Here is a 24591-nt window from a genome sequence, read left to right as displayed (position 1 = left end):
GATGCTGCTGCCCGTCAGCGACTTCTCCGCTTCGGGCTACCGGTCGCTTCGGCGGATCGCCTATCCGGTCTCCAACCTGGAGGTCTTCGTCGGCGCCAACGGCGTCGGGAAGTCCAACCTCTATCGGGCGCTGGAGCTGCTGCGCGCGGCGGCTTCCAACACGCTCGGGGCGGAGCTTGCCCGCGAGGGCATGGCGGCGGCCTTCTGGGCCGGGACGCGCCAGAAGAACCAGCCGTCGCGGATGAGTTTCTCCGTCGACCTGTCCGTGCCGGGCCGGCCGAGCGTCGGCTACCGCTACGAGGTGGAGGTGGGCTTCCCCTTCCCCACCTCGCCGGCCTTCGCCACCGAGCCGCAGATCAAGACCGAGCAGCTGTCCTATCTGAGCGGATCGCGGCCCGTGCGCCTGCTGGACCGCAAGGGCGCCTCGGTGATGGCCCGCGACGAGGAGGGGCGTCCCCAGGAGGTGGATATCGACCTGCTGGCCTCGGAGACCGTGCTGGCCCGGCTGGAGGATCCCGCCAAGTATCCGGGCCTGGACATGGTGCGCCGCACCCTGCTGGAGTGGCGGTTCTATCATGACCTGCGCACCGACGCGGCCTCGCCCCTGCGCCGGCCCTGCACGGCGGTGGCCAGCCCGACCCTCGCCTCGGACGGCTCGAACCTGGCCGCCGTCTTCGCCACCCTGGCCCACATCCGGCAGGACACCGCCGAGCTGGACGCGGTGATCGACCAGGCCTTCCCCGGCGCGCGCCTCGTCGTGCCGGAGCCGGATCGGATGGCCAGCTTCGGCATGAGCTTCCCGGACTTTCCCCACCGCGTGTTCGAGGCGGCCGAACTCTCCGACGGCACGCTGAAGTTCCTGGCCCTGGCCGGCGCCCTGATGGCCTATCGCCTGCCGACCTTCGTGGCCCTGAACGAGCCGGAGTCGAGCCTGCATCCGGCCCTGATGACCCCGCTCGCCCGGCTGGTGGGCCAGGCGTCGGAGCGGTCGCAGGTCTGGCTGGTGACCCACTCCGAGGCCCTGGCGTCCGAGATCGCCGCCGCCACCGTGGGCACGGTGCGCACCGTCACCAAGACCGAGGGCGCCACCACCATCGAGGGGCTGACCCGGCTGGGGACCTTCCGCGAGGATGACTGAGGGTCAGGCTTTACAGGCCCCTTCCCGCGCCTAGAGTTTCTCCCAACAAGACGGGAGGACACCATGAAACTCGAAGGCGGATGCTACTGCCACGGCCTGCGCTACGTCGCCGAGGGCGAGCCGATGATGAAGGCCCAGTGCCATTGCCGGGAGTGCCAGTACATCACCGGCGGCTCCCCCAACGTCTTCATCGCCATGCCGATCGCCGGCTTCGCCTACACCAAGGGGACGCCCAAGCAGTTCACCCGCAGCGATCTCGAGCGCGCCGTGACCCGGGAGTTCTGCCCCGACTGCGGCACCCATGTCGTCACCCGCTCGCCGGGCTTCCCGGCGGTGATCCTCAAGGTGGGCTCCCTGGACGATCCCAGCGTGTTCAAGCCCGACATGGCGATCTTCACGGTGGACAAGCAGGCCTTCCACCACGTCCCAGAGGGCATCCCGGCCTTCGAGCGCCTTCCGGGCTAGCCGCCCCAGGATTGGGGAGGCGGGAGTCGCCGATGCGCGTTACAAGGCGGCATGGCCAAACTCCGCGCCCCCAAAGCCTCCCGGTTCAAACCCAAGCCCGCCCAGGGCCTGCCCGACCGCGAGACCCTGCTGAAGTACATCCGCGAGGCGGGTGAGACCGACAAGGCCGACATCGCCAAGGTGTTCGGGCTGAAGGGCGCCGACCGCAAGGCGCTGCGGGAGATGCTGCGCGAGCTCGAGGCCTCCGGGGCCCTGGGCAAGCGCGGGCGCAAGGGCCTGGCCGAGGCCGGCGCCCTCCCCCCCGTCGGCGTCGTCGACGTCGTGGAGAAGGACACCGACGGCGAGCTGCTGGTCCGCCTGACCAAGGGCGAGGACACCCCGACCGTCCGTCTGGCCCCGAGCCGCAGCGATCCGCTCGGCGGCGCGCCGGGCCTGGGCGACCGCCTGCTGGTGCGCTTCGAGCTGCTGGAGAACGGCGAGACCGAGGCCCGGCTGATCAAGCGGCTAGGGGCCAGCGCCCACAAGATCCTCGGCGTGATCCGCAAGTCCAACCGCGAGGTCCGGGTCGAGCCGGTGGACCGCAAGTCCAAGGAAAGCCTGATCCTCACCGATCCCGAGGCCCAGAAGCTGCGCGACGGCGATCTGGTCCTGGCCCAGGTCGGCGTGGCCCACGAACGCTACGGCCCCAAGCGGGGCAAGCTGCTAGAGGTGGTGGGCCGCGAGGACCAGCCCCGCGCCGCCTCCCTGATCGCCATCCACTCCCACGGCATTCCCACGGGATTCTCCAAGGAGGCGGAGGCCGAGGCCGAGGCGGCCAAGCCGCCGACCCTCAGTGGCCGCGAGGACCTGCGCCAGGTTCCCCTGGTGACCATCGACCCGCCGGACGCCCGCGACCACGACGACGCGGTCTATGCCGAGCCCGACACGGACGCCGGCAACAAGGGCGGCTGGATCGTCTGGGTCGCCATCGCCGACGTCGCGGCCTATGTGCGGCCGGGCTCGGCCCTCGACATCGCCGCCCGGGAGAAGTCCAACAGCGTCTACTTCCCCGACCGGGTGGAGCCCATGCTGCCCGAGCGGCTGTCGGCGGGGCTGTGCTCCCTGCGCGAGGGTGAGAACCGCGCCTGCCTGGCCGTGCGCATGGTCTTCGACCGCTCCGGACGCAAGAAAGGCCACCGCTTCGTGCGCGGCCTGATGCGCTCGGCCGCCAAGCTCTCCTACGAGCAGGCCCAGGCGGCCATAGACGGCCAGCCGGACGATGTGACCCAGCCGCTGCTCAAGCCCATCCTGGAGCCCCTGTGGGCCGCCTATCACTGCATGCTGCAGGGCCGGCTCGCCCGCTCGCCGCTCGCCATCGAGAGCGCCGAGAGGCGGATCATCATCAACACCGAGGGCGAGATCACCTCGATCACCCCGCGCGCGGCCCTGGAGGCCCACAAGCTGATCGAGGAGATGATGGTGCAGGCCAATGTCTGCGCCGCCGAGACCCTCGAGGCCAAGAAGACCCCGCTGATCTATCGGATCCACGACACCCCCAGCCAGGACAAGATCGGGTCCCTGGCCGAGTTCCTGGCCACCCTGGACATCCCCTGGAGCAAGGGCGAGGCGCCGCGCACCGACCGTTTCAACAAGCTGCTGGGGGAGACCCGCGAGAGCCCCCACGCCGACATCATCAACGAGGTGGTGCTGCGCAGCCAGATGCAGGCCATCTACTCCACCGAGAACATCGGCCACTTCGGCCTGAACCTGCAGCGCTACGCCCACTTCACCTCGCCGATCCGGCGCTATGCCGACCTGGTGGTGCACCGGGGGCTGATCCGCTCGCTGGGGCTCGGCGACGACGGGCTCACCGACCGCGACATCAGCCAGATGAAGGACACCGCCGAGGTGATCACCTTCGCCGAGCGCCGGGCCATGGCCGCCGAGCGCGACGCCACCGACCGCTATGTGGCGGCCTTCCTGGCCGACAAGGTGGGGGCCTCCTTCCACGGCCGGATCACCGGGGTGACCCGTTTTGGCCTGTTCGTGCGTCTGGCCGACACCGGCGCCGACGGCCTGGTGCCGGTCTCGCGGCTCGGAAGCGAGTTCTTCATCCACGACGACCGCATGCACGCCCTGGTGGGGGAGCGTTCCGGCGCCCGCTGGCCGCTGGGCATGACGGTGGAGGTCAAGCTGGTGGAGGCCACCCCGATCACCGGCGGCCTGCTGTTCGAGATGCTGAGCGAGCCCCAGCCGCGCGATCCCAACGCGCCCCGCCCCCGCCTCGGCGCGATCCGTCGGGCGCCGGGCTCCCAGGACGCCAAGCGCCGTGGCGGACCGCCCAAGGGCGTCCGCAAGGGCAAGCGTCACTAGCCCAGACCCGACAGGCCGCGGCAAATGTGAGCTTGACGCTGGGGCAGGCTTCCCAGGCCCGCGGCGGCGGTCATACACTTGTTTGATGTCAGAGAGCCAAAACGAATCCGAGAATCCCCTGGGCGGCCGGGGCAATGGCGGTGGCCCGCCGCGCAAGCCGGGGCAACGCGCCGTGCGTCCCCGGGACGCCGCCACCCTGATCATCGTGCGCCGCGACGCCAAGAAGCCGCGCCTGCTGATGGGCCGCCGCGCCAAGGGCCACGACTTCATGCCCGACAAGTGGGTGTTTCCCGGCGGCCGCATCGACCGCTCGGACTTCAACGCCCCCTACGCCACCGATCTGAACCCCGAGGTGGCCCTCAAGCTGATGCACGGCACCCCGGAGCGGCGGGCCCGCGCCCTGGCGCTCACCGCCATCCGCGAGACCTTCGAGGAGGCCGGCCTGCTTCTGGCCAAACCCGCCCCCGAGCGCCCTGGCGCCGGCCCCTGGCGGGAATTCCTGCAGCAGGGCGCGGCCCCGGACCTGGCGGCCATGCAGTTCGTCGCCCGCGCCGTCACCCCGCCCATGGTGGGCAAGCGCTTCGACGCCCGCTTCTTCATGGCCGAGGCCGACCGGCTGATGAGCCTGGAGCGCCAGGCCGACTGTGGCGAGCTGGACGAGATCGCCTGGGTGGACCTGGACGAGGCGCTCGCCCTCGACCTGCCCGGCGTCACCCGCTTCGTGGTGCGCGAGGTGGCCCACCGCCTGGAGGTCCCCGAGCGGCCGATCCCCTACATGCGGTTCGTCCGCAAGGGGTCGCAGATCACCCATCTCTAGGCTTTCCCCTGGAGCGGATTGACTTTGGGTTCGGGATTCGTATTGTCCGCGGCTCTTTAGAACCCAGCCGGCGCGACTGCGCAGCCGGCCGCGCGAGGACCGACCATGGCGAAGCCCGCCTCAATTAAGATCCGCCTGAACTCGTCGGCCGACACCGGCTTCTTCTACGTGACGAAGAAGAACGCCCGCACCAAGACCGACAAGCTGGTCATGAAGAAGTACGATCCCGTCGTGCGCAAGCACGTCGAGTTCAAGGAAGGCAAGATCAAGTAGGTCTGCCGACCCAAACGAGATTCCAAGACGCCCGGTCGCAGGACCGGGCGTTTTTCGTTTCTCCTCCCTCCCCTTCATGGGGAGGGGCGGACCGCGTCAGCGGTCGGGGTGGGGAATACGGAAAGTTCTGGGTGTTGGCAGGTCGCCCCACCCGTCCGGCGCTGCGCGCCGTCCACCCTCCCCATGAAGGGGAGGGAAAGCCTACGCCGCCCGCGCGATGACCTTGTTGCGGCCCGAGGCCTTGGCCTCGTAGACGGCCTCGTCGGCGCGCTTGAGCAGGGCCTCGGGCTTGTCGCCCGACCCCAGGGTTGCGGCCACCCCGATGGAGATGGTGACGGTCAGCAGCTCGGCGCCCCCCATCACCCGGAAGGGCGAGCCGGCCACGTGCAGCCGGATGCGTTCGGCGATGCGCTCGGCATCCTCGATCTTGGTGTCGGGCATGACCACCACGAACTCCTCGCCGCCGTAGCGGCACGGCAGGTCGATGGCGCGCACATTGGAGGCCAGGCGCACGGCGAACTCGCGCAGCACCTCGTCGCCGACGTCGTGGCCGTAGCCGTCGTTGATCTTCTTGAAGTGGTCGATGTCGATCAGCAGGGCCGCGACCGGGTCGCCCCCCAGGCTCGCGCGCTTCACCAGCGCCTCCAGCTGCCCCACCATGTAGCGGCGGTTGTGCAGGCCGGTGAGCTGGTCGGTGACCGCCAGCTCCAGGGAATGGTCGAGATTGTCGCGCAGGTAGTCGGTGTAGCGCTTGCGCCGGATCTGGGTCTTGGACCGGGCCGAGAGCTCCTGCGGATCGATCGGCTTGGAGAGGATGTCGTTGACCCCGATCTCCAGGGCCTTCACCAGGCGCTGGCGTTCGTCGAAGTCGACGATGGCCAGGACCGGCAGATGGCGCGTGGCCTCGTCGGAGCGGAGCTGGGCGGTGAAGCGCAGACCGTCGAAGGAGCGGGCCGCGGCGTTGACGATCACCAGGTCCACGGGGCCCTTGGCGGTCATCAGGGCCTTTTCCGGGTCGCTCTCGATGATCGGGCGGTGTTCGATGGCCAGTTCGGCGGCGATGCGCTGGGCCTGACGCTCGTGATCGTCGACGATCAGCACCCGGCCGCCCGTGCCGCCGAGGCGCGAGGCCGCGCCGGCGATGACGCCCATGCGGCGGCCGGAGGCCTCCCGCTCGCGCAGTTCGTCGATCACCATCTTCAGGCGGGTCAGGCTGCGCACGCGGGCGAACAGCATGATGTCGTCGATGGGCTTGGTGAGGAATTCGTCGGCTCCGGCCTCGAGGCCGGCGATGCGGTCGGCGCGGCCGTCGAGGGCGGTCACCAGGACCACCGGCACGTGGCGGGTCTCCGGATCGTCCTTCAGCCGGCGACAGACCTGGAAGCCGTCCATGCCGGGCATCATGACGTCCAGCAGGACGATGTCGGGCTTTTCCTTGGCCGCGATGGCCAGCGCCGTGGGGCCGTCATAGGCCACCAAGACCTCATAGTACTCGGCCGAGAGCTTGGCTTCGAGGAGGCGGACATTGGCCTCGATATCGTCGACGACCAGGATACGCGCGGTCATGGCGGCTATTCCAACAGGCGGCGGATGGTGTCGAGGAAGTGCGACACCGAGATGGGCTTGGAGATATAGGCCTCGCAGCCGCCCTCGCGGATGCGCTCCTCGTCCCCCTTCATGGCGAAGGCGGTCACCGCCACCACCGGGATATGGGCGAGGTCATCGTCTTCCTTGAGCCATTTGGTGACCTCCAGCCCCGAGATCTCGGGAAGCTGAATGTCCATCAGGATCAGGTCCGGACGGTGTTCGCGCGCGAGCGCCAGCGCCTGCAGTCCCTCGCGGGTCTGCAGCGTTTCGTAGCCTTGGGCATCGAGGAGATCATGAAATAGCTTCATGTTCAGCTCGTTATCCTCGACGATGAGGACCTTCTTGGCCATTTTCGTCCCGACGATCCTTCGGTCTGGCGAATCGGTAACCGATCTCACCTTGAGCCTCTTGATCTCACGGATATCCTTAAACTCGCGTTAGTCGCATTCGGAGGCCCCGTGGCCGAACCGCTCCGCGCTCCCAGACTGTCCGACATGGGCGTCGACACCGCCCGACCTCTGCTGATCGTCGACGTCGACGAGGTGCTGGGCCTGTTCATGGAAGGGTTCGGGCGGTTCCTGGAGGATCGGGGCCTGGAGTTCCGCGTCGACAAGTTCGCCCTCTTTCAGAACATCTACCGTCCCGGCGAGGCCGAACACCTGGAGATCGACCAGGGACGTAAGCACTACGAGGACTTCTTTCGCTATGGGTGCGGCGACATGACGCCGACGCCGGGCGGGGCCCAGGCCCTGCGGCGCCTGTCGGAGCGGGCCGGGGTCGTGATCCTGACCAATGCGCCGGGGCCCGCCAGGCTGGCGCGGGCCCGCTGGCTGGGCCGGCATGGCATGGACTACCCCCTGATCCTCAACACCGGCCCCAAGGGCCCCCTGGCCGCCGGCCTGGCGTCCCAGACGGCGGGACGCGCGGTGTTCATCGACGACCTGATCCCCAATCTCGACTCGGTGGCCGAGAGCGCGCCGGCCGTCAGCCGCTTCCAGCACGTGGCCGACCCCCGGCTGCGCCCCCTGGCGCCGGCCAAGCCCGACCTCCACACCCGAATCGACGACTGGGAGGAGCTGCGCGCGGCCATCGAAGACGCCATCGCCTGAAGAACAAATCAGGTATGCTTCAACGATGATCCGCATCGGCGTGGACTTCGGCGGCACCAAGATCGAGGCGGCGGCCCTGGACGCCGACGGCCGGTTCGTCGCGCGCGTCCGCGGCGCCTCGCCCCGGGACTATGAGGCCGGCCTGCTGGCCGTCCGCGACCTGGTGGCCGAGGCCGAGCGCCAGGCCGGGGCGCAGGCGGCCCGCATAGGGGTCGGAGGACCAGGTTCGGTCTCCCCCGCCGGCGACCTGATGCGGGGGGCCAATTCCACCGAGCTGAACGGCCGCCCCTTCCCCACCGATCTGGCGCGGGTGCTTGAAAGACCGGTGCGCTACGCCAACGACGCCAACTGCCTGGCCCTGTCGGAGGCGACGGACGGCGCCGGCGCCGACAGCCGGGTGGTGTTCGCCGCCATCCTGGGCACCGGCTGCGGGGCCGGGACCACGGTCGACCGCCAGATCATCGAGGGGCGCAACGCCTTCGCCGGCGAATGGGGCCACATGCCCCTGCCCTGGCCCACCGAGGCCGAACACCCGGGGGCCCTCTGCTGGTGCGGCCGTCGCGGCTGCATGGAGCTCTATGTCTCGGGGTCCGGACTCGCCCGCGACCATGGCCAGGGCCTGAGCGCCCAGGCCATCGTGGACGCCGCGGCGGCGGGGGACGACGGGGCCGCCGCGGCCCTGGATCTCTATGTCGACCGCCTGGCCCGCGGCCTGGCGGTGGTCTGCGACATCCTCGACCCCGACGTCATCGTCCTGGGGGGCGGCATGTCCAATGTCGGCGCCCTCTATGACCGCCTGCCCGGAGCCATCGCGCCTCACGTCTTCTCGGATGTCTTCACCACGCCGGTGCGGCCGGCCCTGCACGGGGATTCCTCCGGCGTGCGGGGCGCGGCCTGGCTGTGGCCGCTGGAGGACGGGGCGTGAGCGCGCTCTGCCGCGACTGCTTCACCCACGGCGACTTCACCCGCCGCTGCCCGGCCTGCGGCTCGCCGCGGGTGGTGGCGCACGACGAGCTGGAGCGGCTCTCCATCGCCCACATGGACTGCGACGCCTTCTACGCCTCGGTGGAGAAGCGCGACCGGCCCGAACTGCGGGACGTGCCGGTGATCGTCGGCGGCGGCCGGCGCGGGGTGGTGACCACCTGCTGCTATATCGCCCGGATCAATGGCGTCCGCTCGGCCATGCCGATGTTCAAGGCCATCAAGGCCTGCCCCCAGGCGGTGATCATCAAGCCCGACTTCTCCAAGTACCGCGCCGAGAGCCGGCGGATCATGGCGATGATGGCCGACCTGACGCCCCTGGTTCAGCCGCTCTCCCTGGACGAGGCCTGGATGGACCTGTCGGGCACCGAGCGCCTGCACGGGGCGACGCCGGCCGAAACGCTCGCCCGCCTGCAAACCCGGATCGAGACCGAGGTGGGGATCACCGTCTCCATCGGCCTGGCGGCCAACAAGTTCCTGGCCAAGATCGCCTCGGACCTGGACAAGCCCCGCGGCTTCTCGGTGATCGGCAGCGAAGCCCAGACCTTCCTGGCTCCGAAGCCGGTGGGCATCCTGCCCGGGGTGGGTCCGGCCATGGTCTCCAGCCTGGAAAGCTCCAACTACGTCACGGTCGGCGACATCGCCCGGGCCGACATCAAGGACCTGGCCGCCCGGTTCGGCCCCAACGGCCTGCGCCTGCACGCCCTCGCCCACGGTCACGACACCCGGGTCGTGAACCCCGACCAGATCCGCAAGTCGATCAGCGCCGAGACCACCTTCAACGAGGACCTGCGCAGCCAAGCCGACCTGGAGGATCAGCTGCCCTGGCTGGCCGAGAAGGTCGGTCGCCAGGCGCGGGGCGGCAATGTCGCCGGCCGGGTGGTGACCCTGAAGCTGCGGGGCGCCGACTTCAAGATCATCACCCGCCGCAAGACCCTGCCCGTTCCGACCCAGACGACGCGAACCATCCTGGCGATCGGCAAGGAACTTCTGGCGGCCGAACTGAAGGCCGGTGGGACGAACCGATCCTGGCGCCTGATCGGGGTCGGGATCACCGACTTGATCGAACCGCAGGATGTGGAAGACGACTTTTTCGGCGGCGACGAGCGGCGAACCCTGGCCGGCGAGCGCACCGCCGACGCGATCCGGGCGCGATTCGGAGCCAAGGCCCTGACGTCGGCACGCGCCCTACACGGGAAATCCTCGGCCCAGGATTGAAAACCAGGGGCCGCAGACCCATCTGGCCCCCTGTTAGCATGGTGAAAACTGCGGCCTTTGGAACGATCTCGCCCCGCGCGACCATTTCGACCCTTCCAAAGGGCCATCTTTTCCATATCTAATCCATCTGTAGGGCGGTCCCGTGACCGCCGAGGAGACCTGTTCGATGGCCGAGCGAAAGCAAGGTGATCAGGAGACGGGCGTGAAATCGGCGGTCATCACACAGACCAAGCCGAAGACGCAGAAGCCGTCTCTGTACCGGGTGCTGCTCCTCAACGACGACTACACTCCCATGGAGTTCGTCGTGTACGTGCTTGAGCAGTACTTCCATAAGTCGCGCGAAGACGCGACGCGGATCATGCTGCATGTCCACCAACACGGTGTGGGCGTGTGCGGCGTGTTCACTTACGAAGTGGCGGAAACAAAGGTGGCCCAGGTCGTTGATACCGCGCGCCGGCATCAGCATCCGTTGCAATGCACCATGGAAAAGGATTGAGGCCCAGCTTGCCGTCATTCTCACGCCACCTCGAAGAGTCCCTCCACCGCGCGGTGGCTTTCGCCAATCAGCGAAAGCACGAGTACGCGACCCTGGAGCACCTGCTCCTGTCCCTCATCGACGATGAGGACGCCGCCGGCGTGATGAAAGCCTGCGACGTCGAACTCCCGTCGCTGAAGACAACCCTCACCAATTACGTGGACAACGAGCTGCGCTCGCTGGTCGTGGACGACGGCGAAGACGCCAAGCCCACCCCCAGCTTCCAGCGCGTGATCCAGCGCGCGGTCATCCACGTGCAGTCCTCGGGCCGCGAGGAGGTGACCGGCGCCAATGTGCTGGTGGCCATCTTCTCCGAGCGTGAGAGCCACGCCGCCTACTTCCTGCAAGAGCAGGACATGACGCGGTACGACGCGGTGAACTACATCGCCCACGGCATCGCCAAGAAGGCCGGCGCCGAAGGCGCGGCCAAGCCCGTCAAGGGTTCCGAGGACGAGGACAAGCCCGCGGTGAAGACCGGCGGCGAGGCCCTCGAGGCCTACTGCGTCAACCTCAACGAGAAGGCCAAGCAGGGCAAGGTCGACCCCCTGATCGGGCGTTCGGCCGAGGTGGAGCGCTGCATCCAGATCCTGTGCCGCCGCACCAAGAACAACCCCCTGCTGGTGGGCGACCCGGGCGTCGGCAAGACCGCCATCGCCGAGGGCCTGGCGCGCAAGATCGTCAACCACCAGGTCCCCGAGGTCCTGGCGGGCGCCACAATCTTCTCCCTCGACATGGGCAGCCTGCTGGCCGGCACCCGCTATCGCGGCGACTTCGAAGAGCGCGTGAAGCAGGTGGTCAAGGAACTCGAGAACCACGCCGACGCGATCCTGTTCATCGACGAGATCCACACGGTGATCGGCGCCGGCGCCACCAGCGGCGGCGCCATGGACGCCTCCAACCTTCTGAAGCCTGCCCTGGCCTCGGGCTCCCTGCGCTGCATGGGCTCGACCACCTACAAGGAGTTCCGTCAGCACTTCGAGAAGGATCGGGCCCTGGTCCGGCGCTTCCAGAAGATCGACGTGAACGAGCCGACGATCGAGGACACCATCAAGATCCTCAAGGGGCTGAAGACCTACTACGAGGACTTCCACAAGCTCCGCTACACCAACGACGCCATCAAGGCGGCGGTGGAGCTGTCGGCCAAGTACATCACCGACCGCAAGCTGCCCGACAAGGCCATCGACATCATCGATGAGGCCGGGGCCAGCCAGATGCTGCTGCCGGAGGGTCGTCGCAAGAAGACCATCGGCCTCAAGGAGGTCGAGGCTGTCGTGGCCAAGATCGCCCGCATCCCGCCGAAGTCGGTCTCCAAGACCGATACCGAGGCGCTGAAGCAGCTGCACGAGGACCTCAAGCGCGCCGTCTACGGTCAGGACGACGCCATCGAGCAACTTTCGGCGGCCATGAAGATGGCCCGGGCCGGCCTGCGCGATCCCAACAAGCCGATCGGCTGCTACCTCTTCTCGGGCCCCACCGGCACCGGCAAGACCGAGACGGCGCGGCAACTGGCCGGCACCATGGGCATCGAGCTCCTGCGCTTCGACATGTCGGAATACATGGAGCGTCACACGGTCAGCCGCCTGATCGGCGCGCCTCCCGGCTATGTCGGGTTCGACCAGGGCGGCCTGCTGACCGACGCCGTCGACCAGCATCCGCACTGCGTGGTGCTGCTGGACGAGATCGAGAAGGCCCACCCGGACGTCTTCAACATCCTGCTGCAGGTCATGGACCACGGGGTCCTCACCGACTCCAACGGCAAGAAGGTCGATTTCCGCAACGTCGTCCTGATCATGACCACCAACGCCGGCGCCTCCGACGCCCAGCGCAATTCCATCGGCTTCGGCCGCGGGAAGCAGGAGGACGAGGTCGACGAGGCCCTGAAGCGCCTGTTCACGCCGGAATTCCGCAACCGCCTCGACGCGGTGGTGCAGTTCAAGCCTCTGACCCAGGACATCATCCGCCAGGTCGTCCAGAAGTTCGTCATCCAGCTGGAAGCGCAACTGGCCGACCGTCACGTCACCATCGAGACCACGGACGAGGCCGCCGACTGGCTGGCCAAGAACGGGTTCGACGAGCTCTACGGCGCCCGGCCCCTGGCCCGGGTTATCCAGGAGCACATCAAGAAGCCGCTGGCCGACGAGATCCTGTTCGGCAAGCTGGTGAAGGGTGGCCACGTCAAGGTGGTGCTGAAGGACTCCAAGCTGGCCTTCGAGATCGAGGGCGAGGGTCACGAGCCCGGCGCGCCGGTCATCGAGAACCCCGCCGAGGACGCGGCCAACGCGGCCCCGGAACTGGCGGACTAAGGTCCTCCAACCCAGAGATCGGAACGACGTGAACCCCAGGCCCCCGGCCTGGGGTTTTTCGTCGCGCCATCTGCGGGTGGTGGTCGAATCATTCGCCTGGCCAATACTTTGGTCCAGGTCGTGATCATCGACCGAGATTGAAACCCAGGCCTACAGTCGAGTGCGCAACTGGGGGGTTGCCCGAATGGCGTCGCGTATCAGGCTCTCACGACCGGCCCAGGCCCCTCGCGCACAGGGCCTCGACCTGGCCTTCCTGGCGGCCTACGCGGTCTGCGCCCTGCTGGCCTACACCTGGACCACCAGCGTCAACGGCCTCGCCGTCCTGTGGATCTGCAACGGCCTGCTGGCCGCCGGCCTGCTGCTGCTGCCCCGGCAGAATGCCCTGGTCCTGGCCGTGCTCTGCACGACGATCGACCTGCTGGCGGCGCTCAACAGCGGCAGCACCCTGGCGAGGGGCCTGCTGATCGCAGGCTGCGACCTCACCGAGGCGGTCCTGGCGGCGGTCCTGATCCGCCGGGTCTGCGGCGCCGGGCTGGACATGAACGTCCTCCCGCGTTTCCGGAATTTCGTCCTGCTGGCGGCCCTGCCCGCCACGCTCGCCATCGGCACGCTCGGCGCCGGCCTCGCCGCCCTGATCTTCCACGATGACTTGCTGACGGCCTGGAAGACCTGGGTGTTCGGGGACTTCCTGGGCATGATCATCGGCGCGCCGGCCGCGCTGCTCCTGGCGCGCTTCCGGCGCTATGACGTGGGCGCCGCGGCCTCGCGCTTCGAGATCCTCGGCCTGATCGGCCTGGCGGTGGCGGCGGCGGCGCTGATCTTCTCCACCCCCCTGCCCACCCTCTTCCTGCTCTTCCCCCTCGGCCTGCTGGTGGTCATCCGGCTCAGCAGCCCCTACACGGCGCTCATGGTCATGCTGGTGTCGTTCATCGCCGCCAGCGCCACGGTGGCGGGCCACGGGCCCATCGTGGCCCAGTTCCCGGGGGACATGCCGCGGCAGATCCTGGTTCTGCAGCTCTACCTGGCCACCATCGTCTCGTCGGCCATCATCCTCTCCAGCGTCCTGGCCCAGCGCGCGGCGGCCCAGGCGGGTCTGCGCCGGGCCCTGGCCGTGGCCCGCGCCGCGCGTCGGGACGCCGTGGCCGCCGACGGCGCCAAGGGCCGGTTCCTGGCGGTGATGAGCCACGAGATGCGCACGCCCCTGAACGGCATCAAGGGTCATGCCCAGTTGCTGGCCGCCCGCGCCGACCTGGCGCCCCAGGCCCGGGACCAGGTCGGGGTGATCCAGGCCTCTTGCCAGGTGCTGCTCTCCCTGATCACCAACATCCTGGACTATTCACGGCTTGGCGCCGGCGCGACCCCCATGGTCCAAGCGCCCCTGGCCCTCGCCGAGCTCGTGCGGACGGCCGGCGACATCGTCCGGCCTGGTCTGGGGGACCTGACCCTGACCGTCGAGGTCTCGGCGGTCGAGGGGCTGGTCCATGAGGGGGACGGGAACCACATCCTGCAGGTGCTGCTCAACCTGCTGGGCAATGCGGTGAAGTTCACCGACCAGGGTCGGATCGAGGTGCGGGTGGATCTGCGGCCGCAGGACGGCGCCGACCAGGTGCGGGTGAGCGTGCGCGACACCGGCGTCGGCCTGGCGCCCGAGGCGATCGCCCAGCTGTTCCAGCCCTTCACCCAGGCCGACACCAGCGCCACGCGTCGGTTCGACGGCGCGGGCCTGGGCCTGGCCATCTCCAAGTCCCTGGTCGAGCAGATGGAGGGTCGGATCGGCGTCGAGAGCGTCCTGGGGGCGGGCTCGGAATTCTGGTTCGAGATTCCCCTGCGCCGGCTTGAGGCGCCGGCCGAGGCGGCGCCGGCCGCGACCGCCGACGCGGGCGCGGGACGCATCCTGGTGGTGGACGACCATCCGGTGAACCGTCAGGTGGCCTCGATGATGCTGGTGGCGGCAGGGTTCGACGTCGAGACCGCCGAGGACGGCGCCCAGGCGGTGGAGGCGGTGCGCAGCCGCCCCTTCGACGTGGTCTTCATGGACCTCCACATGCCGGTGATGGACGGCCTGACGGCCTGCCGCGCGATCCGCGCCCTGGAGGGCGACCGCGCCGACACCCCCGTGGTGGCGATGACGGCGGCCACCCTGCCCGAGGACGTGGCCCGCTGCCAGGCGGCCGGCATGAACGCCCACCTCGCCAAGCCTATCGAGCAGGAGCGGCTGGTGGCCGCCGCCCTTCATCCCTGGCGGGCGGCCGACGGTCCGAAATGGCCCGACGCGGCCTCGGCCTGAGAAAGGGCTAGGCGATCTGGGCGGCGATCTGGTCGGCCAGGGCCTTCAACTCGATGGGGTCGGCCATGCCGCCCTCGCCATGCCGACCCAGCGCCTGACCCTCCCAGCGCGGGATGATGTGGAAGTGCAGGTGGTAGATGGTCTGGCCGGCGGTCGATCCATTGAACTGGGTGACCACGATGCCGTCCGGCTTCAGGGCCGCGCGGACGGCGCGGGTGACGCGCTGAACCCCCAGGATCAGGGGGGCCAGCACCTCGGGCTCCTCCTCCAGCAGGTTGCGGGCGGTGGAGTGTTTCGGGATCACCAGGGTGTGGCCACGGGCCTGGGGGAAGACGTCCATGAAGGCGTAGACATGGCTGTCCTCGAACACCCGGGCGCTGGGCATCTCGCCCCGCAGGATCTTAGCGAAGATGTTGCCGTCGTCGTAGGTCCCGTCCAAGCTCATGGCGCGCTCCTCTGATGTCAGGAGCGTCCTAGCACAGAGGAAGGTCCCCATGGGAACCGCCGACGCGGAGAACGCCAAGGGGCTCAGCCCGCGCCAGCAGAAGTGGTTCGCCAGCGCCCTGGCCAGCCTGGAGAAGGACACCGGCAAGACCCTGGACGCGTGGGTCGCCATCGCCAGGACCTGCCCCGAGACCAGGACCATGGCCCGGATCGCCTGGATGAAGGAGCACCACGGCCTGGGCATGAACCGCGCCAACCTGGTCATGTCGCAGGCCTTCCCCACCGGCTCGGGATGGGACGAGCCGGCCAAGCTGCGGGCGGCCCTGTGGAAGGATCCGGCGGCGACCGCCATCTTCGAGGCCGTGGAGCGGACGGCCACCGCCCTGCCCGACGTGGTCACCGGTCAGCGCAAGGCCTTCACCGGCTTCTCCCGCAATTTCCAGTTCGCCTCGGCCAAGCCCGTCAAGGGCGGCCAGGTGGTGCTGGGCCTGGCGGTGAGCCCCGAGGCCGATCCGCGGCTGCAGGTCCCGAAGGCGGAGGGCTGGTCGGAGCGTTTGAAGGCCAAGCTCACCCTCGCCTCGCCCGCCGAGCTGGACGATCGGCTGAAGGCCCTGATCCGGCAGGCCTGGGAGGCGTCCTGACATCGTCGTCGATTTGACGCTTAGGCGGAAATTTTCTGATGATTTTGCAGATATTTAGACCGTCATCTTAACGTCAAATCCCCTTCGCCTGACTGTCATTGGCGGCGCCTAGACAGCCCCCTCACCGAGGTTGGGGAATGTCCATGTCGCACCACAAACTACTCCTGCTGGCCAGCGCGGCCGCCGTTCTTGCCGGCGTGAACCCGGCCTTCGCCGAGGCCGCCGATGACACGGCCCAGGTCGAGGAGCTGATCGTCACCGCCCAGAAGCGCGAGCAGAAGACCCTCGACGTGCCGATCGCCATCACCGCCTACGGCGCCGACCAGCTGGAGCGGGACGGCATCCAGGAGTTCGAGGAGCTGTCGCTCTACGTCCCGGGCTTCGAGGTGCAGAACCAGTCCCCCAACAATCCCGGCTTCGTGATGCGCGGCATCACCTCGGACTCCGGCGAGGCGACCAATGAGCCGCGGGTCTCGGTCTTCCAGGACGGCGTCTCGATCTCCAAGTCGCGGGGCTCCTATATCGAGCTGTTCGACCTGGCCCGGGTGGAGATCGCCAAGGGTCCGCAGTCGACCCTCTATGGTCGCGGCGCCCTGATCGGGGCGGTGAACCTGGTCCAGGCCAAGGCCGATCCCAGCAAGTGGGACGCCCGCTCCCGGGTCGAGGCCGGGAACAACGGCTACGTCATGTTCGAGAGCATGCTGAACGTTCCCGTCAGCGACACCCTGGCGATCCGCTTCGCCGGCCGGCTGAAGAAGCGCGACGGGTTCGTGGAGAACCTGCTGGGCGGACCCGACTTCAACTCCACCGACACCGCCGCCGGCCGTGTCACCCTGAACTGGCGGCCCAGCGACAGGCTCAACGCCGACCTGATCTTCAACTACGAACAGGACCGGCCCACCGGCACCTCCTTCAAGTCCCTGACCTTCGCCCCCACCGACCCGTTCACCGGCGCCCTGATCGGCGACGTCGGCCGCAATTCCGGCGCGACCCTGTCCACCTCCGACGGCTTCGAGGGCGGCAAGGACCTGGGCCTGAACCGCTCGGTGCGCGGCCTGACGGCCCTGGTGGACTACGAGATCAGCGACACGCTCAGCCTGTCGTCCATCAGCGCCTATCGCCGCTTCGACAGCCTGGAGGTCTTCGATCCGGACGGCTTCTCCCTGCCGCTGATGGTCTTCGCCGAGGACGCCCACGGGCGCGAGGCGAGCCAGGAGCTGCGGCTCAACTATGACAGCGGCGACCGCCTGACCGCCTTCGCCGGGGTCAGCTATTTCTGGGAAGACGGCTATCAGCGGGTGCCGCTGCAGTTCAACGAGAAGGTCTACGCCCTGCTGGGCTCCATGCCCCGGCCCGGCGGCCTGTCCCTGCCGGTGATCAACGCCCTGGCGCCGGCCGCGCTCAAGTCGGTCCACCGCGAGACCTACCGGAATGTGGGGGAGACGAAGTCCTATGACGTCTTCGCCGACGCCACCTACAAGCTCACCGACCAACTCGAGCTGACCGCGGGCCTGCGCTACACCTATGACGACAAGACCAGCGGCTATGGCGCGGTGCTGGAAAATGGGGGCTCGGTCCTGGCCGGCTCGACTCCGGCGCTGGCGCGCGGCCTCTTCCTGCAGCCCACGGCGGGCGGCCGGGTGGAGACCAAGAGCTTCACCGACAGCGGCCTGACCTATCGCGCCGTCGCCCGCTACAGCTACGACGACCATACCAGCCTGTGGGCCTCCTACGCCCGCGGCCGCCGGCCCAAGGTGCTGGCGGTGGCCGCGCCGGCGACCCCCGGCGGTCCGGTGCGGTTCTCCGAACTGCCCGCCGAGCAGGTCGACTCCCTGGAGGGCGGGGTGAAGACCGAGTTGTTCGACCGCCGCCTGTCCCTGGAAGGCTCGGTCTACCACTACGCCTACGACAACTTCCAAACCTCGGTGCGCAACGCCGCGGGCCAGATCGTCTCGGCCAACGCCGGCGAAGCCAGCGCCACCGGCTTCGAGGGCCAGGTCACCGCCAAGCCCAACGCCAATCTCGAACTCTTCGGCACCTATGGCTACAACCACGCCCGGTTCGGCAACGGCCTGTTCAAGGACAACAGCTTCCGCCTGGCCCCCGACCACACGGTCTCGCTGGGGGCGAAGCTGAGCCTGGCGGCCCTGGGCGGGACCTTCGCCTTCACGCCCAGCTACACCTGGCAGTCGGAGGTCTTCTTCGACAACAACAACGACCTGCCGGCCCTGCAGGCCGCCGACAAGATCCAGGACGAGAAGCAGGGCGCCTACGGCCTGCTGAACTTCAAGTTCGGCTATACGCCCGCCGCGGGGCCGTGGTCGGTGGAGGCCTTCGTCACCAACGCCCTGGACCAGGACTACATCAAGGACGCGGGCAACACCGGCGACGCCTTCGGCATCGCCACCTTCATCGCCGGCGAGCCGCGCTATTACGGCGTCGCCTTCACCCTGAAGTACTAGGAAGGTTCCTGGCGGAAGGGCGAGAACTCTTCCGCCAGCCATTCCATCTCGCCCTCCACCGCCGCCCGTTCGCGGGCGACGAAGTCCTCCACCGGCCCCCGCAGCATGGGGTCGGCGATGTAGTGGGCGGAGTGGACGGGACTGGGCAGGTAGCCGCGGGCGATCTTGTGCTGGCCCTGGGCGCCGGCCTCGACCCGGGCCAGGCCCCGGCCGATGGCCCATTCGATGGCCTGGTAGTAGCAGAGCTCGAAGTGCAGGAAGGGGATGTCCTCGACGCAGCCCCAGTTACGGCCATAGAGGCAGTCGGCCCCGATCAGGTTGAGCGCGCCGGCCACCCAGCGCCCGTTCCGCCGCGCCATCAGCAGCAAGACGCGGTCCGCCATCCGCTCCCCCAGCAGGGAGAAGAACAGCCGGTTCAGATAGGGCCGGCCCCACTTGCGCGAGCCGGTGTCCATGTAGAAGGAGTAGAAGGCGTCCCAGTGCTCCTCGGTGATCTCGGCGCCGGTCAGGGCCACGATGTCCACCACGCCCTGCGCGTCGCGGCGCTCGCGGCGGATGGTCTTGCGGCGGCCCGAGGACAGGGCGCCCAGGAAGGCCTCGAAGTCGGCGTAGCCGGCGTTCTCCCAGTGATATTGCTGGCCCTCGCGCAGGGCGAGCCCCTGAGCCCCCAGCCAGGTCCACTCCTCGGGAGTCGGGAAGTTGATGTGCAGGGACGAGGCGTCGTAGCGCTCGCAGAGGGTCACGGCCCCGCCCAGCAGGGTCCTGCGGGCGGCGTCGACATCCACGCCGGGCCGCACCAGCAGGCGCGGGCCGGTCGCCGGGGTGAAGGGGGCGGCCGACAGCAGCTTGGGATAGTAGCGCCCGCCGGCCCGCTCATAGGCCTCGGCCCAGCTATGGTCGAAGATGTATTCGCCCTGGCTGTGGGACTTCAGATAGAGCGGCATGACCGCGGCGACGCCCTCGGCGTCCTCCACCGACAGATGCTGCGGCCCCCAGCCGGTGCGCTCCACGGCGCAGCCGGCCTCCTCGGCGATGTCCAGGAAGTCGAAGGAGACGAAGGGGTTGGCGGCGTAGTCCGGGTTGGCGGCGCAGGCGTCCCAGCCCGCGCGGCCGATCTCGGCGATCCGGCGGCTGACCTTGACCGCCGCCTTCAGGCTCACGCGGCCCAGCCCTCGAAGATCAGGTTGTCGCAGTGGTCCTTGATGGCGTCCCACTGTTCGGGCTTGCGCACCGTCCAGGCGACGACGGGCATGCCCTCGGCGCGGTGCTTGGCCACGATGTCGCTGGCGACGGTGTCCAGGCTCATGGCCAGGAAGTGCGGCCGGGCGATGGAGATCTGCTCCAGCCGGGCGAAGGCCTTGCGCTGCTCGGCCGACAGGTGCGGGGTGTCGTCCTCCCAGGCGTAGCTGTCCAGGCCGCGCAGCACGCCGGGGAACCGGTCGGCGAACCAGGCGTGGGAATAGGGATTGAAGCCGATCACGCAGGTGGGACCGGCATGGTCGATGAGGATCTCGTGAACCCGCTGCTCCAGGGGGCCGACCTCGCCGAACGGCGTCTTGAGCTCGACGTGGACCATGGCCCGGTGGCCGATCAGGGCCAGGGTCTCCATCAGGGTCGGGATGCGCTCGTCGGTGTCCTTGAGCCGAAGTTCGGCCAGCTCGGCCACGGTGCGGTCCTTGATGCGGCCCTCGGCGCCGGTCATGCGCTTGAGCGAATAGTCGTGGAACACCACCGCCTCGCCGTCGGCCGAGAGGTGGACGTCCAGCTCCACGCCGTAGCCCGCTTGGCAGGCGGCCTGGAAGGCGCCGAGCGAATTCTCCGGCGCGCCGTCCGGCGTCCAGAGGCCGCGGTGGGCGACGGGGGGGTGGAACAGGAAGTCCCAGGCCTCGCCGAATTGGGTCTTGAGGGCGTCCTTCACCGGATTTCCACCACGGCGTCGACTTCCACGGCGAAGTTCATCGGCAGGCGGTAGACCCCCACCGCCGAGCGGGCGTGCTTGCCCGCGTCGCCGAAGGCCAGGACCATGACGTCCGAGGCGCCGTTCACCACCTGGGGGATCTCGAAGAAGCCGGGGCCGGCCTGAACAAAGCCCCCCAGCTTCACCACCCGGACCACCCGGTCCAGGTCGCCGTCGCAGGCCGCCCGCATCTGGGCGATCAGGTTGATCCCGCACAGGCGGGCCGCGCCCTTGGCGGCCTCCATGTCGACATCCTCGCCGACGACGCCGCGCACCCCGCCCCCCGCGTCGAGGGACACCTGGCCCGAGATGTGGACAAGGGCGCCGACCCGTACGAACGGGACATAGTTGGCGACCGGGGCGACGGGCTGCGGAAGGGTGATCCCCTGCGCGGCCAAGCGATCTTCGACCTGTGACATGGGCCAAGGTCTAGCGCGGTTTCAGGCCGCTGGGAAACCACCGAAGGCCCGAAAAACGAAAAGCCCCGGACCGTTGCGGGTCCGGGGCTTCGCAGGGTCCGCGCCAAATACGCCGGCGCGGCTGGAGGGACTGTTGGAAGGCTTAGCGGACGGCCTGGAGCTTCTCGACGGCGGCGGTGACGCGCTCGTTGAGGGGCTTCATGGAGTCCTTCATGGAGGCCGAGACGATCTCGCCCATCTTGGCGATTTCGGCCATGTAGGTCTCCAGGGCGGACTTGGCGAAGCTGGTTTGCAGCTCGACCACTTCCTGGATCGACTTGGCGCCCGACAGCGACTTGGCGGCGGCGACGTTGGCTTCCACGGCCTTCTTGGAATAGGCGGTGGCCTGAGCGCCGAGGGCTTCAGCGCCCTTGGTGGCGGCGGTCACCGAGGCGATGACGGCTTCCAGGTTCTTCTTGGAGTGGGCGTTGGCGTCGGCCAGGCCAGCCAGGGACTTTTCGATGGCGTCCTTGAAGGCGGCGTTGCCGGCGGTGGTGAACTGCTCGACGGTGTTCTTGACGGTTTCGGCGGCGGCCATGGGAGGAAACTCCTGGAACGTGGTTGACGGGCTTTGCCGCGTCGCACCACTCGGGCGTTGCGGCTCTTTGATCTCGAAGCCTATTTCTCATGTTGCAGTGCAGCAGTCAAGCGACTTTGTTGCACTGCACAATCGCCGCTGAGGCGAGTGCTCCGCATGCCCGCATATCTGGCGGCGCGACAAATCGGCTCGCTCAAGAGGTGTTTACCCTCGCGCAAGCTCCGAGGTGTCATGATAGGATTTCTGTAACGGCGGCCTCTAGGGGTCACCCCAACCCTTTGATTCGACGGACGAACCGTATGTTCGAGCGCGCCCGCCGCCTGTTCCTCGCCCTTGGCGCCGCCGTTCTGACCGCGGTTTCGCCGCTGGCGACCTCCGCCCAGGCGCAGGTCCCGTACCTCTCGATGCCCTCGCTGCCGACCACGGCGCCGAAATACGCGGCCATCGTGGTGGATGCGAAAACCGGTGAGGTGCTCTACGCCAAGCGCGCCGACAGCCCCCGCTACCCGGCCTCCATCACCAAGATCATGACGCTCTACCTCACTTTCGAGGCCCTGAGCTCCGGCCGCCTGCGGTCCGACGACCGGGTGATGATCTCGCCGCGCGCCGCCGCCCAGGCCCCCACCAAGCTGGGTCTCTCGGCCGGCGACTCCCTGACCGTCAACGAGGCCATGCAGGCCCTGGCCATCAAGTCGGCCAACGACATCGCCGTGGCCCTGGCCGAGAAGCTCGGCGGCAGCGAGGCCCGCTTCGCCGCCATGATGACCCTGCGCGCCCAGGAGCTGGGCATGGCCAACACCCGCTTCGTGAACGCCTCGGGCCTGCCCGACAGCCGCCAGGTCTCCACCGCCCGAGACATCGGCATCCTGTCGCGCGCCGTGATGCGCGACTATCCGCAGTACTATCGGCTGTTCAGCCAGCAGTCGTTCACCTTCCGCGGCACGCCGATGAACAACCACAACGGCCTGCTGGGGGCCATGCCCGGCGTGGACGGCTTGAAGACCGGCTACACCAACGCCTCGGGCTACAACCTGGCGGTCTCGGCCGTGCGCGACAACCGCCGCCTGATCGCCGTGGTGCTGGGGGCGCCGTCCACCGCCAAGCGCAACAACAACGCCGAGGACCTGCTGCTCACCGGCTTCGACGTGATGAACCGCCGCGCCCGCGGCGAGAAGATCACCATCGCCCAGAACCTGTTCGAGCCCGAGCCCGTGGGCCCGATCGAGCGCCCCTCGGTCGAACAGGGTGACGGCGAGCAGGACGGCCTGAAGATCGTCCTGGCCTCGGCCCCTCCCCCCGCCTCCTTCTCCAGCAACGATTTCGTGGCGCCGACCCGCAACCTCCTGCGCGGCTCGCAATCGGCCGACACGCCCAAGTCCGACAAGAAGAAGACGGAGAAGGAAGACCGCAAGCCCGCCGGCAAGTGGATGGTCCAGGTCGGGGCCTTCAAGTCCAAGGCCCTGGCCAAGGAGCAGCTGGCCCTCGTCGAGAAGCGGTTCGGCAATCACTTCGGAAAGGCCGACGGCGACACCGATTCCATCGGCGGCACCTATCGCGCCCGCTTCAAGGGCTTCACCGAGGCCTCCGCCAAGGACGCCTGCAGCGCGCTCAAGGCCAAGAAGCTGGCCTGCATGGTGGTCAAGCCGGGCTGACGTCCCTCATTTGCGGGAGAGCCGGTCTCGCGCGGCGTTGAGCTGAGCGGCCAGGCCGTCCGTGCCGCCCTTGTCGGGATGGGCCAGGCGCATCAGGCGATTGTAGGCCGCCTGGATCTCCTCGGCCGAGGCCTCGGGCCCCACCCCCAGGATCGAGCGGGCCTCGGCGTCTCCCATCGCCCCGCCACGCCCGCGAGGCGCGGGCGCGCCGGTTCGCCGGGTGGAGACCGCCAGGCCCAGGCCCAGCACCACCAGGACGATGGCCGAGCCCCAGCTTCCCCGCAGGCCGACATAGGCGGCGCCGGCGAAGGCGACCACCGCGAAGGCGCCGGAGATGAACCGCCATTCCCGGCGCTTGAGGATCGGCTTGCCGCCATTCGCCCACAGCAACAGCGCCAGAACCAGGCAGCCGAGGGCGATATAGGTCACTGGGCGGCCATAAGCTCGTCACCCATCTCGCCCAGGCCCAGGGAGCTCACCAGGGCGCGCAGCTCCTGGCGGGCGGCCACGTGCTGCAGGCTCATGGCCACGGGACGGATGGTGGGGGACAGGTCGGCGATGGTCAGGCCGAAGGGGAAGAGCTCGCGATAGATCACCCGGTCGCGCAGGCCGGGGCCGACGCGGAAGCCCACGCGGCGCGACAGGGCCTGGACCCGCTCGTCGACCCGCTTGCGGTTCCGGGCCTCGGTGGGGGCCAGGCGATTGCGCAGGACGATCCAGTCGATGGACTTGCCCGACGACGCCGCGCGGATCTTGCGGCTGTTCCAGACGGTCTCGGAATAGAGGCTCGGGCGCTTCAGATCCAGGGTGACCGGATCGACGATGCCCAGCATGTCGAAGTCCACGAAACTGTCGTTCATCGGCGTGACGATCAGGTCGGCCAGGCCGTGGGCGGCGCGGCTGACGGCGGTGTCGCCGCCGGGGGTGTCGATCAGCACGAAGTCGGCGCCCTCGGCCGCGGCGAAGGCCTCCTCGAAGCGGCCCAGGGCCTCCTCGTCCGACGCCTTGGCGAGATCGGCGCTGAGGGGATGCTCCACGGGCATGGGCGCGCTGACGCCGTTGGCGGCCAGCCAGGCGGCGCGGTTGGCGAAGAAGTGGCCCATGGACTGCTGGCGCAGGTCCAGATCGAGCACCGAGACGCGCGCGCTGGAGTGCAGCAGGGCCGTGGCGATATGGATGGCCAGCGTCGACTTGCCCGCGCCACCCTTCTCGTTGCCGACCACAATGACCTTGGGTTGGGACATGGTTCTCTAAAACTCCACACCATCTCAGCCAGCGTCGTTGCGCTGATTCGATTGGTTAACAGGTGAGCCCCCACCCCCTGCCCCGTCAACGCGCCTGACACCGCCGCCTGTGGACGGATGGACGGCGGGC

At 68.8% G+C, this 24591-nt stretch carries 23 protein-coding genes; 14 read left to right on the top strand and 9 right to left on the bottom strand.

Going from position 1 to position 24591, the window contains the following annotated elements; all coding sequences use genetic code 11:
- The first annotated feature begins 1 nt into the window (after position 1).
- The 5 genes from AC1RN5_RS07040 (at position 2) to rpmG (ending at position 5045) form a co-directional block, all read left to right on the top strand.
- Complete coding sequence (locus tag AC1RN5_RS07040; protein WP_493040529.1) at positions 2-1138, top strand: AAA family ATPase; 1137 nt, start codon at positions 2-4, stop codon at positions 1136-1138.
- A gap of 63 nt (positions 1139-1201) precedes the next feature.
- Positions 1202-1603, top strand: a complete 402-nt coding sequence (locus tag AC1RN5_RS07035; protein ID WP_493040528.1) for a GFA family protein — start codon at positions 1202-1204, stop codon at positions 1601-1603.
- Between the two features lie 51 nt (positions 1604-1654).
- Complete coding sequence (gene rnr / locus AC1RN5_RS07030; RefSeq protein WP_493040527.1) at positions 1655-3955, top strand: ribonuclease R; 2301 nt, start codon at positions 1655-1657, stop codon at positions 3953-3955.
- A gap of 85 nt (positions 3956-4040) precedes the next feature.
- Entirely contained in the window at positions 4041-4772 is a 732-nt protein-coding gene (locus tag AC1RN5_RS07025; RefSeq protein WP_493040526.1) for an NUDIX hydrolase, read from the top strand.
- A 105-nt stretch (positions 4773-4877) separates the two neighbouring features.
- Positions 4878-5045: a 50S ribosomal protein L33 gene (gene rpmG, locus AC1RN5_RS07020; RefSeq protein WP_215340033.1), complete on the top strand. Its 168-nt coding sequence runs from the start codon at positions 4878-4880 to the stop codon at positions 5043-5045.
- Between the two features lie 201 nt (positions 5046-5246).
- Here the strand turns inward: rpmG and AC1RN5_RS07015 are convergent, their stop codons facing one another.
- Both AC1RN5_RS07015 and AC1RN5_RS07010 read right to left on the bottom strand, forming a co-directional pair.
- On the bottom strand, positions 5247-6611 hold the full coding sequence (locus AC1RN5_RS07015) for a PleD family two-component system response regulator (protein ID WP_493040525.1): 1365 nt from the start codon (positions 6609-6611) through the stop codon (positions 5247-5249).
- A gap of 5 nt (positions 6612-6616) precedes the next feature.
- Positions 6617-6982 carry a response regulator gene (locus tag AC1RN5_RS07010; protein ID WP_304699590.1) on the bottom strand — a complete coding sequence of 122 codons (366 nt, stop codon included), beginning with the start codon at positions 6980-6982 and terminating at the stop codon, positions 6617-6619.
- A 108-nt stretch (positions 6983-7090) separates the two neighbouring features.
- On the opposite strand from AC1RN5_RS07010, the gene AC1RN5_RS07005 reads away from it, so the two are divergent.
- From AC1RN5_RS07005 to AC1RN5_RS06980, 6 genes are all read left to right on the top strand, one after another.
- Entirely contained in the window at positions 7091-7741 is a 651-nt protein-coding gene (locus tag AC1RN5_RS07005; RefSeq protein ID WP_493040524.1) for a hypothetical protein, read from the top strand.
- Positions 7742-7766: 25 nt separating this feature from the next.
- Positions 7767-8666, top strand: coding sequence for an ROK family protein (locus AC1RN5_RS07000; protein WP_493040523.1), 900 nt, complete (start codon positions 7767-7769; stop codon positions 8664-8666).
- Entirely contained in the window at positions 8663-9940 is a 1278-nt protein-coding gene (locus AC1RN5_RS06995; RefSeq protein WP_493040522.1) for a DNA polymerase IV, read from the top strand. Before AC1RN5_RS07000 ends, AC1RN5_RS06995 begins: the two co-directional genes overlap by 4 nt.
- A gap of 166 nt (positions 9941-10106) precedes the next feature.
- Complete coding sequence (gene clpS / locus AC1RN5_RS06990; RefSeq protein ID WP_340646316.1) at positions 10107-10436, top strand: ATP-dependent Clp protease adapter ClpS; 330 nt, start codon at positions 10107-10109, stop codon at positions 10434-10436.
- Positions 10437-10444: 8 nt separating this feature from the next.
- Positions 10445-12778, top strand: a complete 2334-nt coding sequence (gene clpA / locus AC1RN5_RS06985) for an ATP-dependent Clp protease ATP-binding subunit ClpA (protein ID WP_421931682.1) — start codon at positions 10445-10447, stop codon at positions 12776-12778.
- A gap of 184 nt (positions 12779-12962) precedes the next feature.
- Entirely contained in the window at positions 12963-15065 is a 2103-nt protein-coding gene (locus AC1RN5_RS06980; protein WP_493040521.1) for an ATP-binding protein, read from the top strand.
- Between the two features lie 7 nt (positions 15066-15072).
- Here the strand turns inward: AC1RN5_RS06980 and AC1RN5_RS06975 are convergent, their stop codons facing one another.
- A complete protein-coding gene (locus AC1RN5_RS06975; RefSeq protein ID WP_493040520.1) occupies positions 15073-15510 on the bottom strand; it encodes an HIT family protein in 438 nt (145 codons plus the stop codon).
- A gap of 49 nt (positions 15511-15559) precedes the next feature.
- Between AC1RN5_RS06975 and AC1RN5_RS06970 the strand changes: the two genes are divergently transcribed.
- Together AC1RN5_RS06970 and AC1RN5_RS06965 are read left to right on the top strand one after the other, a co-directional pair.
- Positions 15560-16150, top strand: a complete 591-nt coding sequence (locus AC1RN5_RS06970) for a DUF4287 domain-containing protein (RefSeq protein WP_493040519.1) — start codon at positions 15560-15562, stop codon at positions 16148-16150.
- 143 nt (positions 16151-16293) lie between these two features.
- A complete protein-coding gene (locus AC1RN5_RS06965) occupies positions 16294-18612 on the top strand; it encodes a TonB-dependent receptor (protein WP_493040518.1) in 2319 nt (772 codons plus the stop codon).
- On the opposite strand, the gene AC1RN5_RS06960 is transcribed toward AC1RN5_RS06965, so the two are convergent.
- From AC1RN5_RS06960 to AC1RN5_RS06945, 4 genes are all read right to left on the bottom strand, one after another.
- On the bottom strand, positions 18609-19772 hold the full coding sequence (locus AC1RN5_RS06960; protein ID WP_493040517.1) for a GNAT family N-acetyltransferase: 1164 nt from the start codon (positions 19770-19772) through the stop codon (positions 18609-18611). The genes AC1RN5_RS06965 and AC1RN5_RS06960 overlap by 4 nt on opposite strands.
- Positions 19769-20530, bottom strand: coding sequence for a glycerophosphodiester phosphodiesterase family protein (locus AC1RN5_RS06955; protein WP_493040516.1), 762 nt, complete (start codon positions 20528-20530; stop codon positions 19769-19771). Before AC1RN5_RS06955 ends, AC1RN5_RS06960 begins: the two co-directional genes overlap by 4 nt.
- Positions 20527-20988 (bottom strand): RidA family protein, encoded by a 462-nt coding sequence (locus AC1RN5_RS06950; protein ID WP_493040515.1) that lies wholly within the window; start codon positions 20986-20988, stop codon positions 20527-20529. Before AC1RN5_RS06950 ends, AC1RN5_RS06955 begins: the two co-directional genes overlap by 4 nt.
- Positions 20989-21130: 142 nt before the next feature.
- Complete coding sequence (locus AC1RN5_RS06945) at positions 21131-21565, bottom strand: phasin family protein (RefSeq protein WP_304701024.1); 435 nt, start codon at positions 21563-21565, stop codon at positions 21131-21133.
- Between the two features lie 299 nt (positions 21566-21864).
- On the opposite strand from AC1RN5_RS06945, the gene AC1RN5_RS06940 reads away from it, so the two are divergent.
- Positions 21865-23217: a D-alanyl-D-alanine carboxypeptidase gene (locus tag AC1RN5_RS06940; protein ID WP_493040514.1), complete on the top strand. Its 1353-nt coding sequence runs from the start codon at positions 21865-21867 to the stop codon at positions 23215-23217.
- A 6-nt stretch (positions 23218-23223) separates the two neighbouring features.
- Here AC1RN5_RS06940 and AC1RN5_RS06935 read toward each other — a convergent pair whose 3' ends face one another.
- Complete coding sequence (locus tag AC1RN5_RS06935; RefSeq protein WP_493040513.1) at positions 23224-23646, bottom strand: J domain-containing protein; 423 nt, start codon at positions 23644-23646, stop codon at positions 23224-23226.
- Positions 23643-24461 carry a division plane positioning ATPase MipZ gene (locus AC1RN5_RS06930; RefSeq protein WP_493040512.1) on the bottom strand — a complete coding sequence of 273 codons (819 nt, stop codon included), beginning with the start codon at positions 24459-24461 and terminating at the stop codon, positions 23643-23645. Before AC1RN5_RS06930 ends, AC1RN5_RS06935 begins: the two co-directional genes overlap by 4 nt.
- Positions 24462-24591 lie beyond the last annotated feature (130 nt).

The sequence above is a fragment of the Phenylobacterium sp. GW821-FHT12F10 genome (genome assembly GCF_058806695.1).
This window is presented reverse-complemented; position numbering and strand designations above follow the sequence as displayed.